Source organism: Pseudomonas sp. MEJ086 (genome assembly GCF_030209025.1).
In the GTDB taxonomy this organism is placed as follows: Bacteria; Pseudomonadota; Gammaproteobacteria; order Pseudomonadales; family Pseudomonadaceae; genus Aquipseudomonas; species Aquipseudomonas fulva_A.
In genome coordinates, this window is record NZ_JARVSV010000009.1 from 71,727 (window position 1) to 85,849 (window position 14,123).

Sequence of the window (14,123 nt, forward strand, 5' to 3'; positions counted from 1 at the left end):
ACATCATTGCGCATCTTGTCGTTATGTCAGGCCTGGCTCAGCGGGCGCTTGCCGCCGATCTTAGCGGTACTCCCGCTGCTGTCATAGAGCGATGGGGTCTCGTTTCCACGCAGGATGCCGAGCATTTTTTCTGCCGATTTCTGGCTCGAGCGGATGACCCGACCGTTGCGCAGGTTGGCACTCTGGCAGTTCTCGAGCAGGTCACTCAGGCGGTCGCTGGCGGCCATCAGCGCGGCACCTTGAGCGGAGCGTTGCGCGAGTGCCTGCAGGCCTGCGCGGTCAGCGCTCAGATGAAGACCAAGAAGAATCTGAGTGCGGGCCTTGCCATGTTGATCGAGACTGGCCAGCAGTGGCTGCTTGTCTGCCAGTACCTGCTGCAGACTGGGCAGATCGTTGTCGCTGAGAGCCTGGAATTCGCTCTCTATCAGCTCAAGCAATCGCTCTGCGTGGCCGATATCTTCGTTGAACAGGTCGAGCAGGGTCGTAGCGGTCATGAGCGGGCTCTCTGGGGTAGAACCTATCCGAGCTCTGCCAGCTTGGGTGCCGGCAAAACGTCAAAGCGGTTTCTGGGCGTCCAACACCCCAGCGCGAGCCCTGGGACTAGCGCTGGGACTCGAAGTTGAGCAGCTTGCTGGCGACGCGCTGGCTGTCGACCTGATAGCTGCCATCGGCGACGGCCTGCTTCAGCTTGGCTACCCGGTCGGTATCCACAACTGGCTGATCGCGCAGCTTGTCGACGGTTTTCTGCAACTGTTGCGCTTCGCTGCTCAGCTGAACGGATTCGCCGCTCTTGCTGCTGACAGCTGTTTTCTGGGCTGCGGCTTCGCTGCCACCGGCCTTGTTGTCGATGGCTTCGTTCTTGCCGCCCTGGGCGCTGCCGGCACGTGTGGTGCTGGCTGGCGTGCTGCTGTTGAGTCGGTTGAAATCGATGACCATGATGCAGAACCTCTGACGGAGTTTGGACGCTTGCCTAGTTTGTCGGCTATGCCCGAGAAAACTTTAGGCAAAAAAATCGCGTCGCTCGCACAGTCTAAAACACCCATCTGCGCCAGTCAGCCAATCCGTTCGCCAATCTGCCAGATAAATGAATACCCATGATACCTACATCGACACTTCGACTTGCCCGGGGCCTGTCACCCGAGCGCGAACCACGCGCTGCGAGCGCTGGTTGCGTACGCTTATCTGCTTGCCTATGGCGCCATCCGAGAGCGCTTCGCCGGGCATGCGCACATTGATGCCGCCGCTGCGCGCGCTGATTACGACCTGGTCACCGCGGCGGATGACCTCGGCCTGGCGGATATGCACGGGCGCCAGGACCTGGTCCGGTTGCATGGCGCGCGTGGCCTTTCTGCCGATCGCCTGCTCCATCTCGGTCAGGTAGCCCTGATTGAGCAGGCCGACATCACGTTCCGCCAGCATTATGTCGGCTTCGCCAAGCACGCCTTCGCGTTTGACCGGGCGTACCAGGGTGACCACTTCGCGATAAAGACGCACCTGGCCGGGTACGAATACCGTCCAGGGGGCCGCGCCGTCACAACGCACGCGCATGGTCACCCGGCCTACGGGTTCAGCGGGTGTTTCCAGGGTGGTGGTCAGTGGCTGATCGCATAATGGCAGGCGCAGGCGTGGGTCCAGACGGTTGATCTGCACCTCGTGGCGCGCCTGGATATTGCTGCGCTGCAAATAGTCCTCCACTGCCTGCTCAAGAAAGCGCTGGGTCTCGCCGATAAGCTGATCGGGCAGGGTGACTGAGGCAGTTGTCAGCGTGCTATAGCCGAGCGCCATCAAAGCAGGTAAAACTGCCAGGCAACGAAGGCTCTTGGCCATCGCGCGTCGAATAATTGTCGTTTGTGCATTCATGTCTGGTTGGAAGCAAGGCGCGTGCCGCCTGCTACGCTGACCAAATCAGATGCGTAATTGGAATCATGGGAGCCCGTACATGGCCGGTGTGATGGATTCGGTCAACCAGCGTACTCAGCTGGTTGGGCAGAATCGCCTGGAACTGTTGCTGTTTCGTCTCGACGGCCCACAGCTGTACGGGATCAACGTCTTCAAGGTGAAGGAGGTGTTGCAATGCCCGAAACTCACCATCATGCCCAAATCGAGCCCGGTGGTTCGGGGTGTGGCGAATATCCGCGGCGGTACCATCCCGATCCTTGACCTGTCCATGGCGACGGGCAAGCGACCGCTGGGTGATCTGCAGGGCAGCTTCGTCATCATCACCGAGTACAACACCAAGGTGCAGGGCTTCCTGGTGCGCTCGGTGGAGCGCATCGTCAACATGAACTGGGAAGAGATCCATCCGCCACCCAAGGGCACCGGGCGCGACCATTATCTGACGGCGGTCACGCGGTTGGATGACAAACTGGTCGAAATCATCGACGTGGAGAAGATCCTCGCCGAGGTGGCGCCGACTTCCGAGGTGATTTCCGTCGGCGTGGTGGATGTCGAGACCCAGACCAAGGCTGTCAGCCAGCACGTGCTGATCGTCGACGATTCGTCGGTGGCGCGTAAGCAGGTGATGCGCTGTCTGCAGACGGTAGGGGTCGAGGTCACCGCCTTGAATGATGGACGCCAGGCGCTGGACTTCCTGCGAGCGATGGTCGACGAGGGCAAGGTGCCGGAGCAGGAACTGCTGATGATCATTTCCGATATCGAGATGCCGGAGATGGACGGTTATACCCTGACCGCTGCGATCCGCTCCGATCCGCGCATGCAGAAGCTGCACATTCTCCTGCATACTTCACTATCGGGTGTATTCAACCAGGCGATGGTGAAGAAAGTGGGGGCCAACGATTTTCTGGCGAAATTCCGTCCGGACGATCTGGCCTCTCGCGTGGTCGAACGCATCAAGTCGAGCGATCACTCGGCATAACGCAGGAATTGCCCGGATTCACTGAACGGGCGGTGGCGGCAAAATCGACAGGTGGGCCTTGGCCTACCTGCCGCATTCGATTTTTTAGATGGGCGAGGCTCAGCGAGTGTCTTCAGGTAATTTGGATTTCGAACAGTTCCGGATCTTTCTGGAAAAAGCCTGTGGCATCGTGCTGGGTAGCAATAAGCAGTACCTGGTTTCCAGTCGGCTGAACAAGCTGATGGAGACCAACGGCATCAAGACCCTGGGCGAACTGGTGCAGCGCATGCAGACCCAGCCGCGCAGTGGTCTGCGCGAGCAGGTGGTCGATGCCATGACCACCAACGAAACCCTGTGGTTTCGAGATGCCTATCCGTTCGAAGTGCTCAAGAATCGAGTGTTGCCCGAGCTGATCAAGGCCTACCCTGGGCAGCGCCTGCGAATTTGGTCGGCGGCCTGTTCGTCGGGGCAAGAGCCCTATTCGCTGTCGATGAGCATCGATGAGTTCGAGCGCAGCAACATCGGCCAGCTCAAGACCGGTGTGCAGATCGTGGCCACTGATCTTTCGCCGACCATGCTCAACAACTGCAAATCCGGTGAGTACGACAGCCTGGCGATGGGCCGCGGTCTTGCCCAGGAGCGGCTGCAGCGTTACTTCGACCCCAAGGGGCCGGGGCGCTGGGTGGTCAAACCGGCGATCAAGAGCCGCGTCGAGTTTCGCCCGCTGAACCTGCTGGACAGTTACGCCAGCCTCGGCAAGTTCGACATCGTGTTTTGCCGCAACGTGCTGATCTACTTCTCCGCCGATGTGAAGAAGGACATCCTTACGCGCATCCATGCGATGCTCAAGCCAGGCGGTTATCTGTTCCTTGGCGCTTCCGAAGCCCTCAATGGTTTGCCGGAGAAGTACCAGATGGTGCAGTGCAGCCCAGGGATCATTTACAAAGCCAAGTGATTCAGCGATAGCGAAAAGGAGGCCCCACCGGCCTCCTTTTTTCATTCGGTTCGTTCTCCTCGCCTGACGGTGTTCCGTCACCCTCGCGTCAGAAAAGCGGCAAGCCCTGGTTCAATTGCCGCTCTCAGCTTGCCAATCGGCGGAAAAGCTTTGCCGCCCGCGCCTGCCGCTTCCCTTTGTTTTAGCTTATCCAGCTGATTTATAAGATAAAAAATAAATTGGCACGTGCTTTGCTGAGAACTTTGCACGAAAACCGGCTGGCCGATACGGCAAAGGTTCCTGAGATGAGCATCAGCTTCGATAACGCGCTTGGCATTCACGAGAAGGCACTGGGCTTCCGCGCTCAGCGTGCCGAGGTGTTGGCCAATAACATGGCGAATGCCGATACCCCCAACTACAAGGCGCGAGATCTGGATTTCGCCTCCGTGTTGGCCCAGCAGGCTGCCAAGAGCAGCGGCAGCGGCAACTCCGGTCTGAAAACCACCAACAGCCGGCATATCGCAGCAGAAGGCGTGCCAATGGGCGATGCGGCGTTGGCTTATCGAACGCCGACTGCGCCATCGATCGATCAGAACACCGTGGACGCTCAGGTCGAGCAGGCCAACTATGCCGAGAACTCGGTGGCTTTCCAGACCAGCTTCACGCTGCTCAACAGCAAATTCAAAGGGCTCGTCAGCGCCCTGCGTGGTGAATAAAGGAGCCCGATATGTCACTTACCAGCGTTTTCAACATCGCCGGAACCGGCATGAGTGCCCAGAGCACTCGCCTGAATACCATTTCCAGCAACATCGCCAACGCCGAAACGGTGTCTTCCAGCATCGATCAGACCTACCGGGCTCGTCATCCGGTATTCGCCACCGTGTTTCAGCAGGCCCAGGGTGGCGAGAACGGTTCGCTGTTCGCCGATCAGGATCAGTCAGGCGCGGGTGTTCAGGTACTGGGTATCGTCGAGGACCAGAGCAGCCTGATGCCACGTTACGAGCCTAACCACCCGGCCGCCGACGAAGCGGGCTACGTGTACTACCCCAACGTCAACGTGGTCGAGGAGATGGCGGACATGATTTCTGCCAGTCGTGCCTTCCAGACCAACGTGGAAATGATGAATACCGCGAAGCAGATGATGCAGCGCGTTCTGACCTTGGGTCAGTGAGCCGGGAGTGAGAGATGAGCACTGTTGATGGCGTCAGCTCCAGTTCGGTACTGGACAAGTATCAGGTCAAGCAGGATTCCACCACGCAGAACAAGGAGCTGGGCAAGGACCAGTTCCTCAACCTGCTGGTGGCGCAGCTGAACAACCAGAACCCGCTTGAGCCTCAGGGCAATGGCGAGTTCATCGCCCAGCTGGCGCAGTTCAGTACCGTTGAGGGCGTCGAGAAGCTCAACTCGAGCATGGAAACCATTCTCTCCGGCTATCAGTCTTCCCAGGCCCTGCAGGCTTCTTCGCTGGTCGGTCGCAAGGTGATCGTGCCGGTGGACAAGGCGGTGGTCGATACCAGTGAAAGCTTCAAGGCCAGTGCCGTGCTGCCAACCAGCAGCAGCAACGTGTACGTCAACGTTTATGACACTGCCGGTGCGGTGGTGAGCCGCATCAACCTGGGTGAGCAGCAGGCTGGCAACGTGAGCTTCATCTGGGACGGCAAGGATGCCAGCGGCAATGTGATGAAACCGGGTACCTACAGGTTCGAGGCGCAGGCGACCTACGGCAACGAAACCAAGGGGCTCTACACCTTGCTGCCGGCCAACGTCGACAGCGTCACGCTGGGCGGCAACGAATTGATGCTCAATCTTGCGGGGGTCGGCAATGTGCCACTTTCGCAAGTGCAGGTCATTGGTCAGTAATTAACAGGCTATAACTGCCGGGCTTTCGGCAAGGAGATTTTTCATGTCGTTCAATATCGGTCTTAGCGGCCTGCGCGCTGCAACCAGTGACCTCAATGTGACCGGTAACAACATCGCCAACGCCGGTACTGCGGGCTTCAAGCAGTCGCGTGCCGAGTTCGCCGACCTGTATGCCTCGTCGATGCTCAGCAGTGGCTCCAACCCGATCGGTAGCGGTGTGCTGCTCAGCGATGTGTCCCAATTGTTCAGCCAGGGCAACATCAACTACACGCAGAACTCGCTGGATCTGGCCATTCAGGGCAACGGTTTTTTCCGCACCAGCAACAATGGCGATATCAGCTACACCCGTGCCGGTTACTTCGGTACTGATCGTGAAGGCTTCATCGTCAATAATTTCGGCCATAACCTGCAGGGTTATGGCGTGGATGCCAACGGTAATTTGCAGAACGGCATCATCGGCAACCTGAAGGTGGAAACGGCTAGCCAGGCGCCGAGGGCTACGTCCACCATTACTCAGCCGTTCAACCTGAACTCGACCGAGAGCGTTCCGGTGCTGCGCCAGAGCGCCTATGACGGCGCCTATCAAACCGCGTTCAACGGCTCTTTGTTGCCGGGTAACCCGAACCCGACGCCTGCCGAGATCGCGGCCGCCACTGCGGCTGCAACGCCTGCACAGCTTGCGGCTGCCAATGCGGCGGGGGCTGCGGCGGGTACCACTGCAGCCAACGCTTCGTTCAACCCGGCGGATCCGACCAGCTACAACCGTTCCACCTCGGTCAATATTTACGACGCCCAGGGCAATGCGCACTCCTTCACCCAGTACTTCGTGAAGACCGGAGCGAACAACTGGGACGTGAAGATTCTGGTGGACGGTCGTAATCCGCTGGATCCGACCAGTACTCAGGCGCTTTCGGCAGGGGTGAGCTTCGACTCGTCCGGCAAGCTGCAGACCATCGATCCGGCAAGGCTGAGCACAGGGTTGTCGATGAACCCTGATGGCACCCTCAGCATGAATGGCTGGGTGCCTGCGGCGCCGACCAATGCCGAGGGTACGACCTGGGCAGCAAACGGTTCCACGGCCAGCGGGGCGGTGAAGTTCGATTTCCGTGGGTCTTCGCAGTACAACAGTACGTTTGCGGTCGCCAAGGTCGAGCAGGACGGTTATAGCACCGGGGAGCTGTCGGGCCTGGAAATTGACGAGACCGGTGTTCTGTTCGCTCGCTATACCAATGGCCAGACCAAAGTTCAGGGCCAACTGGTGCTGGCCAACTTCGCCAACATGCAGGGGCTTACACCGGTTGGCAAAACGGCGTGGGTTCAATCGTCGGCATCTGGTGAGCCGGTCATCGGCACGCCAAAAAGCGGCACCCTGGGGTCGTTGCAGGCTGGGGCGCTGGAAGATTCCAACGTCGAGCTGTCGGATCAGCTGGTCAACCTGATCGTTGCCCAGCGCAACTATCAGGCCAACGCCAAAACCATCGAGACCGAGAGCGCCATCACGCAGACGATCATCAACCTGCGTTGATGCCCGCGTCAGGGAGTCGTTGCCGCTAGCGGCAACAACTCGCCAAGCGACAAATTACAGGCTCCCTCGGGAGCCTGTTTCGTTTATATAAATCCAATAAAATCATTAGGTTGCGATTTTTTGTGGTTGGTGGCACGTGAATTGCTTTTAAGCTCTTGTCAGAGTCGCGGGCGAGTTGCCCCACCTCGGAGGAAACATGGACAAGATGCTGTACGTCTCCATGACTGGTGCCCACAACAACACGTTGGCCCAGCGTGCCCACGCCAACAATCTGGCGAACATCTCCACGAGCGGTTTTCGCCGCGATTTCGAGCAGGCGCGCTCGATGCCGATTTTTGGAGAAACGCAGCCTAGCCGTGTGTTCGCCATGAGCGAGCGACCCGGTACCGATTTCACGCCTGGCTCCTTGCAGGAAACCGGTCGTGATCTGGATGTGGCGATTGGTGGCAAGGGCTGGTTGGCCGTGCAGTCGCCCGATGGCACCGAAGCCTATGTGCGTACTGCGAGCCTCAACGTGGATGCCATGGGCATGCTGCGCACCGGTAATGGCATGCCGGTAATGGGCAATGCCGGGCCGATCGCCGTGCCGCCCGAGCAGAAGATCGAGATTGGCCAGGACGGCACCATCAGCATCCGTGCCCTGGGCGAGGCGCCCAATGTGTTGGCTGAGGTCGACAGGTTGCGGCTGGTGAACCCGGACCTCAAGCAGATGCAGAAGGGCAGCGACGGCATGATCCGTTTCAACGGCCCGCAGCCACCGGAAGCCGACGCCACCGTTCAGATCACTTCGGGCTTTCTCGAGTCCAGCAACGTCAATGCCGTCGAGGAAATGACCTCGATTCTGGCGCTGTCCCGGCAGTTCGAGCTGTCGGTAAAGATGATGCGTACCGCAGAAGACAATGACACCGCCATGGCGCGTGTCTTGCAGATGACCTGATAACCAAACGCGCGGCGCCATGAATCCGGCGCCCGAGGAGAAACGCTATGCTTCCGGCACTTTGGGTCAGCAAGACCGGCCTGTCCGCTCAGGACATGAACCTGACGACCATTTCCAACAACCTGGCCAACGTGTCCACCACGGGCTTCAAGCGCGATCGCGCCGAGTTCGAGGACCTGCTGTACCAGATCCGTCGCCAGCCCGGCGGTCAGTCCAGCCAGGACAGCCAGCTGCCTTCCGGCCTGCAGCTCGGTACCGGTGTGCGTATCAATGGCACGCAGAAGATCTTCACTGCCGGTAGCCTGCAGACCACCGAGCAGCCGATGGACATGGCGATCAACGGCCGCGGCTTCTTTCAGGTACTGATGCCCGATGGCACGGTGTCCTACACCCGTGACGGCAGCTTTCACCTGAACTCCGATGGCCAGGTGGTGACGTCTCAGGGTTTCGCGCTGGAGCCGGCCATCGTGCTGCCACCGGAAGTGCGTACCTTCACCGTGGGTGAGGACGGCACCGCGTCGGTGACCACCACCGGCAACCCGCAGCCGCAGATCGTCGGCAACATCCAGATCACCGACTTCATCAACCCGGCGGGTCTGGAAGCGATCGGCAACAACCTGTTCCTGGAGACCGCCTCCAGCGGTGCGCCGCAGGTCGGCACGCCCGGCCTCAACGGCTTGGGTACGACCCTGCAGAACACCCTGGAAAACTCCAACGTCAGCGTGGTCGAGGAGATGGTCAACATGATCACCACTCAGCGCGCCTACGAGATGAACTCCAAGGTCATCTCCACCGCTGACCAGATGCTGTCCTTCATCACGCAGAACCTTTAAGAAACCCGGGGTAGGGCAGCAGCTCACCCCCTGATACGCCTGAACGCTGTGAGGTAGTGGTTATGAACCGCTTGGTGTGTGTGTTCTCGATTCTCGGCAGCGTAGTGCTGAGTGGCTGCGTGGCGCCGGTCGCCAAGCCCAACGATCCGTACTACGCACCTGTGTTGCCACGCACGCCGCTGCCGGCCGCGCAGAACAATGGCTCGATCTTCCAGTCGGGCTTCGAGAACAATCTGTACGGCGACCGCAAGGCGTTCCGCGTGGGTGATGTGATTACCATCAGCCTGAGCGAGCGCATGCAGGCCAGCAAGAACGCCAGCTCGCAGATGTCCAAGGACAGTAATGCCAATATCGGCCTGACGTCGCTGTTCGGCGGTGGCGTATCGATCGACAACCCCAGCTCCAGCCTCAATCCGCTGAAGGCCGAGAACCTGGGACTCAGTGCCCAGTACGGCGCCCAGCGTGACACCAATGGTTCCGGCCAGGCCGGGCAGAGCAACAGCCTGACCGGTTCGATCACCGTGACCGTGGCCGAAGTACTGCCCAACGGGTTGCTGGTCGTGCGCGGTGAGAAGTGGATGACCCTCAACACCGGTGACGAGCTGGTGCGCATCGCCGGTCTGGTTCGTTCCGACGACGTTGCTCGTGACAACACCGTGGCCTCGACCCGTATCGCCGATGCACGCATCACCTATTCCGGTACTGGCGCCTTCGCCGATGCCAGTCAGCCAGGTTGGCTGGATCGCTTTTTCGTCAGCCCGCTGTGGCCGTTCTGAGGTTCATGATCATGCGCAAATGGATCATCACCGTTGCAGCTCTGCTGCTGGCCTCGACCGCTCAAGCCGAGCGACTCAAGGACCTGGCCAGTATCCAGGGTGTGCGTAGTAACCAGTTGATCGGTTACGGCCTGGTCGTGGGCCTCAATGGCAGCGGCGACCAGACTACCCAGACGCCGTTTACCGTGCAGACCTTCAACAACATGATGGCGCAGTTCGGCATCAAGGTGCCGGAAGGCGGCAACGTGCAGTTGAAGAACGTCGCTGCGGTGTCGATCCACGCCGACCTGCCGCCTTTCGCCAAGCCCGGGCAGACCATCGACATCACCATTTCCTCGATCGGCAACGCCAAGAGCCTGCGCGGCGGCAGCCTGTTGATGACGCCCCTCAAGGGGATCGACGGCAACACCTACGCAATCGCCCAGGGCAACCTGGTGGTGGGCGGTTTCGATGCCAGCGGCGCCGATGGTTCGCGCATTACCGTCAACGTGCCTTCGGCCGGTCGCATCCCCGGTGGCGCCACGGTGGAGCGTCCGGTGCCGAGCGGCTTCGATCAGGGCAACACCCTGACACTGAACCTCAACCGTCCGGATTTCACCACGGCAAAGAACATCGTCGACCACATCAACGAGCTGCTCGGCCCAGGTGTGGCACAGGCGCTCGACGGCGGCTCGATTCGCGTCAGCGCGCCGCTCGATCCGAGTCAGCGCGTCGACTATCTGTCGATTCTGGAAAACCTCGAGGTCGACGTCGGTCAGGCGGTTGCCAAGGTCATCATCAACTCGCGCACCGGCACCATCGTCATTGGCCAGAACGTGCGTGTGCAGCCAGCAGCCGTGACCCACGGCAGCCTGACGGTGACCATCACCGAAGACCCGATCGTCAGCCAGCCGGGCGCGCTGTCCGGCGGCGAGACTGCGGTAGTGCCGCGTTCGCGTGTCGGCGCCGACGAAGAAATGAAACCGATGTTCAAGTTCGGCCCCGGTACCACCCTCGACGAAATCGTGCGTGCGGTGAATCAGGTAGGCGCTGCGCCTTCCGATCTGATGGCCATCCTGGAGGCGCTCAAGCAAGCCGGCGCTCTGCAGGCCGACCTGATCGTGATTTAAAAGGAGCGGGACATGGATACACGACTCGCGGCCGCCGGCACCACCACTCTCGACACGGGCGCCTATACCGATCTCAATCGCCTCAACCAGTTCAAGGTTGGCGGCGACAATGAGGAGAACATTCGCAAGGTCGCGAAGGAGTTCGAGTCGCTGTTCCTCAATGAAATGCTCAAGACCATGCGTTCGGCCAACGAGGTGTTCGGCGAAGGCAACTTCATGAACAGTAACGAGGCCAAGACCTACCAGGACATGTACGACCAGCAGTTGTCGGTGACCATGGCCGGCAACAAGAACGGTATCGGTCTGGCGGACGTGATGGCGCGGCAAATGTCGAAGATGCGCAGCGTCAGCGATCGACCCAATCCATTCGCTCAGGTCGATGCGCCGGTGCCTGCTGCGCCGAGCAAACCGCTGGCTCGCACTGAACAGACCGCTGCGCCTATGCAGGTCGAAAAGGCCCAGGGTTCCGCCGAAGGCGAACGCAACGACATGGCCTTGCTCAATCAGCGTCGTTTGTCGCTGCCGGGCAAACTGGCGCAGCGGATCCAGGCTGGCATCGTGCCGGGCGCCGAGGCGGCCAGTGCCTCCACGGCTGCGGGAACGCCCGCGGGCGATGCGGTGGGCAAACCCCTGGCCAAGGGCGACTGGTTGCCGGCCAAAGCCTATGCCGCACCGGCCGAACGCAGCCTGAACATCAATGGCAGCGAAGAAATCGCCAGCCGCACGACCTTCAAGTCGGCCAAGGAATTCATGGAAACCATGCTGCCGATGGCCGAGAAGGCCGCGGCCAAGCTGGGCGTCGACCCTCGCTATCTGGTGGCGCAGGCAGCACTGGAAACCGGTTGGGGCAAGTCGATCATCAAGCAGGGCGATGGCAGTAGCAGCCACAACCTGTTCGGTATCAAGACCCACAACAGCTGGGGCGGCGATTCCGCGCGGGTGATGACCACCGAATACGAGAACGGCAAGCCGGTGAAGGAGGCCGCGTCCTTTCGTGCCTACGAATCCTATGCCCACAGCTTCGAAGACTACGTGAGCTTTCTGCAGAGCAACGGGCGTTATGAAAAGGCCCTGAGCTCGACCGCCAACCCCGAGCAGTTCGCCCGTGAGTTGCAAAAAGCCGGCTATGCCACCGATCCGCAGTACGCCAAAAAGGTGTCGCAGATCGCTCGCAAGCTGTCGACCTACCAGATGATCGCCGCCAACGGCGCGCCCTCCAACCAGGGATGATGAAGCATGGCTGACTTATTGAGTATTGGCCTGTCAGGCCTGTCGGCGAACAAGACCTCGCTGGCGGTCACTGGCCATAACATCACCAATATCAACACGCCGGGATTCTCTCGTCAGGATACGATTCAGGCTACGCGTACGCCGCAGTTCAGCGGGGCCGGCTATATCGGCTCCGGCACTACCTTGGTCGACATCCGCCGCAGTTACAGTGAGTTTCTCACTACCCAACTGCGCAGCAGCACCGCGCATAGCAGCGATGTCGCCGCTTACAAGAGCCAGATCGATCAGCTCGACTCGTTGCTGGCCGGCACCACCACGGGCGTCACGCCGTCGCTGCAGAAGTTCTTCTCGGCCCTGCAGACCGCTGCCGAAGACCCTTCCAATGTGCCCGCTCGGCAGTTGGTGCTTTCCGAAGCCGAGGGGCTGAGCCGGCGCTTCAATACCGTTTATGACCGCTTGAGCGAGCAGAACAGCTTCGCCAACAAACAGATGGGCGCCGTGACCGAGCAGGTCAATCGGCTTGCCACCTCCATTGCCAGCCTCAACGAATCCATCGCGGTCGCTCAATCCAATGGCAGTCAGCCCAATGACCTGCTCGACGCCCGTGAAGAGGCGGTACGCCAGCTGTCGACCTTCATCGGCGTCAATGTCGTGGCGCAGAACGATGGCACGCAGAACGTCTTCATTGGCTCGGGTCAGCCTCTGGTAATCGGCAGCAATGCTGCACGCCTGGAGGTGGTGCCTGGTAGCAACGATCCGAATCGCTCCGAGATACAGTTCATCGTTGGCGCCGCGCGGCAGACCATCACCACACAGGTTACCGGTGGGGAGTTGGGCGGCATCTTGCGGTATCGCGAGGAGGTGCTGGACAGCACCTTCAATTCGCTGGGGCGCCTGGCATTGGCGGTGAGTGATCAGGTCAACAGTCAGTTGGGGCAGGGCCTGGATCTGAAGGGGCAGGTGGGTGCCAAACTGTTCGGTGATTACAACGCGGAGTCACTGGCCCGCTTGCGCGTACTGTCGTCGTCCAGCAACAGCAGCAATGCGTCACCGATCCTGAACATCACCAACAGTTCGCTCTTGACCACCAGCGACTATCGACTGGAGTTCGACGGCAGCAATTACACGGCGCGGCGCCTGAGTGACAACCAGCCGATGACCGTCACCCAGAACCCTCCCGGCACCCTGAGCTTTCAGGACAGTGCCGGACGTAACCAGGGGTTCCAGATCGTTGTCGGCACTCCTGCACCTGCCGCGGGTGATTCGTTCGTGCTGCAGCCGACGCGCATTGGCGCCTCGACCATATCCACCGTGCTGGACCAGGCCGACCAGCTGGCGTTCGCTGCACCGGTTCGCGCCGAGGCCAATCTGCAGAACCGCGGCAACGGTGTGATCAGTCAGCCGACGCTGCAGTCCACGGGTAGCAATATCGACCCGGCAGCGTTGCAGGCCGCATTTCCTCCGCTGACACTGACTTACGATTCGGCTGCGGGCGGTTTCAACGGGTTGCCTGCTGGTGCGACGCTGACCCGCGTCGATAACAAGGGGCAGCCGATCACTCCGGCGCCGACCCCGCTCTTCGAGCCGGGCCAGCAGAATAACTACCAGTTGACCCTGGCCGATGGCACCAGCGTCAACATGAGCGTCAGCGGCCGTCCGGAAAACAGCGACCGCTTCAACATCGCCTTCAACCAGAACGGTGTTTCGGACAACCGTAACGCTCTGGCGCTGGTTGGCCTGCAGAACAAGCAGGTAATCGGTGTCGACCCCACGGTAACCGGCATTACCACCGGCTCCAGCTTCACCGACAGTTACGGCGACCTGATCGAGCGCGTCGGCACCCTCACTGCCCAGGCCCGCCAGGACAGCGAGGCGACAACTGCTATCCTCAAACAGGCGCAGGACAACCGCGATTCGCTGTCGGCGGTCAACCTGGACGAGGAGGCGGCCAACCTGATCAAGTTCGAGCAGTACTACAACGCGTCCGCCCAGGTGATTCAAGTTGCGCGCTCTTTGTTCGATACCCTGATCGGGGCATTCAGGTAGTGGCGTGAACGCGCCTAGC

15 protein-coding genes are annotated in these 14,123 nt (G+C 60.3%); 12 read left to right on the forward strand and 3 right to left on the reverse strand.

Features of this window, described 5'->3' with window-relative positions:
* Positions 1-26 precede the first annotated feature (26 nt).
* The 3 genes from QRN22_RS08285 to flgA form a co-directional block, all read right to left on the reverse strand.
* Positions 27-494 carry a flagella synthesis protein FlgN gene (locus QRN22_RS08285; protein WP_042553110.1) on the reverse strand — a complete coding sequence of 156 codons (468 nt, stop codon included), beginning with the start codon at positions 492-494 and terminating at the stop codon, positions 27-29.
* A gap of 106 nt (positions 495-600) precedes the next feature.
* The gene (flgM, locus tag QRN22_RS08290; protein ID WP_042553109.1) at positions 601-936 is read right to left on the reverse strand and encodes a flagellar biosynthesis anti-sigma factor FlgM; all 336 of its coding nucleotides are present in this window, start codon (positions 934-936) and stop codon (positions 601-603) included.
* Between the two features lie 165 nt (positions 937-1,101).
* A complete protein-coding gene (flgA, locus tag QRN22_RS08295; protein ID WP_042553108.1) occupies positions 1,102-1,860 on the reverse strand; it encodes a flagellar basal body P-ring formation chaperone FlgA in 759 nt (252 codons plus the stop codon).
* Between the two features lie 79 nt (positions 1,861-1,939).
* Between flgA and QRN22_RS08300 the strand changes: the two genes are divergently transcribed.
* The 12 genes from QRN22_RS08300 (at position 1,940) to flgK (ending at position 14,104) form a co-directional block, all read left to right on the forward strand.
* Positions 1,940-2,875, forward strand: coding sequence for a chemotaxis protein CheV (locus QRN22_RS08300; protein ID WP_042553107.1), 936 nt, complete (start codon positions 1,940-1,942; stop codon positions 2,873-2,875).
* Positions 2,876-2,981: 106 nt separating this feature from the next.
* Positions 2,982-3,809, forward strand: coding sequence for a protein-glutamate O-methyltransferase CheR (gene cheR, locus QRN22_RS08305; protein WP_042553174.1), 828 nt, complete (start codon positions 2,982-2,984; stop codon positions 3,807-3,809).
* 284 nt (positions 3,810-4,093) lie between these two features.
* A complete protein-coding gene (gene flgB, locus QRN22_RS08310) occupies positions 4,094-4,504 on the forward strand; it encodes a flagellar basal body rod protein FlgB (RefSeq protein WP_042553106.1) in 411 nt (136 codons plus the stop codon).
* Positions 4,505-4,515: 11 nt separating this feature from the next.
* Complete coding sequence (flgC, locus tag QRN22_RS08315; protein WP_042553105.1) at positions 4,516-4,959, forward strand: flagellar basal body rod protein FlgC; 444 nt, start codon at positions 4,516-4,518, stop codon at positions 4,957-4,959.
* Between the two features lie 14 nt (positions 4,960-4,973).
* On the forward strand, positions 4,974-5,648 hold the full coding sequence (flgD, locus tag QRN22_RS08320; RefSeq protein WP_042553104.1) for a flagellar hook assembly protein FlgD: 675 nt from the start codon (positions 4,974-4,976) through the stop codon (positions 5,646-5,648).
* Between the two features lie 43 nt (positions 5,649-5,691).
* Complete coding sequence (locus QRN22_RS08325; RefSeq protein ID WP_042553103.1) at positions 5,692-7,173, forward strand: flagellar hook protein FlgE; 1,482 nt, start codon at positions 5,692-5,694, stop codon at positions 7,171-7,173.
* A gap of 196 nt (positions 7,174-7,369) precedes the next feature.
* A complete protein-coding gene (locus QRN22_RS08330) occupies positions 7,370-8,110 on the forward strand; it encodes a flagellar basal body rod protein FlgF (protein WP_042553102.1) in 741 nt (246 codons plus the stop codon).
* Between the two features lie 47 nt (positions 8,111-8,157).
* Positions 8,158-8,943: a flagellar basal-body rod protein FlgG gene (flgG, locus tag QRN22_RS08335; protein ID WP_042553101.1), complete on the forward strand. Its 786-nt coding sequence runs from the start codon at positions 8,158-8,160 to the stop codon at positions 8,941-8,943.
* A gap of 62 nt (positions 8,944-9,005) precedes the next feature.
* Entirely contained in the window at positions 9,006-9,719 is a 714-nt protein-coding gene (gene flgH / locus QRN22_RS08340) for a flagellar basal body L-ring protein FlgH (protein WP_042553100.1), read from the forward strand.
* An 11-nt stretch (positions 9,720-9,730) separates the two neighbouring features.
* Positions 9,731-10,828 carry a flagellar basal body P-ring protein FlgI gene (locus QRN22_RS08345; protein ID WP_042553173.1) on the forward strand — a complete coding sequence of 366 codons (1,098 nt, stop codon included), beginning with the start codon at positions 9,731-9,733 and terminating at the stop codon, positions 10,826-10,828.
* A 12-nt stretch (positions 10,829-10,840) separates the two neighbouring features.
* A complete protein-coding gene (flgJ, locus tag QRN22_RS08350) occupies positions 10,841-12,058 on the forward strand; it encodes a flagellar assembly peptidoglycan hydrolase FlgJ (protein WP_042553099.1) in 1,218 nt (405 codons plus the stop codon).
* Positions 12,059-12,064: 6 nt separating this feature from the next.
* Complete coding sequence (flgK, locus tag QRN22_RS08355) at positions 12,065-14,104, forward strand: flagellar hook-associated protein FlgK (protein WP_042553098.1); 2,040 nt, start codon at positions 12,065-12,067, stop codon at positions 14,102-14,104.
* Positions 14,105-14,123: the final 19 nt, after the last annotated feature.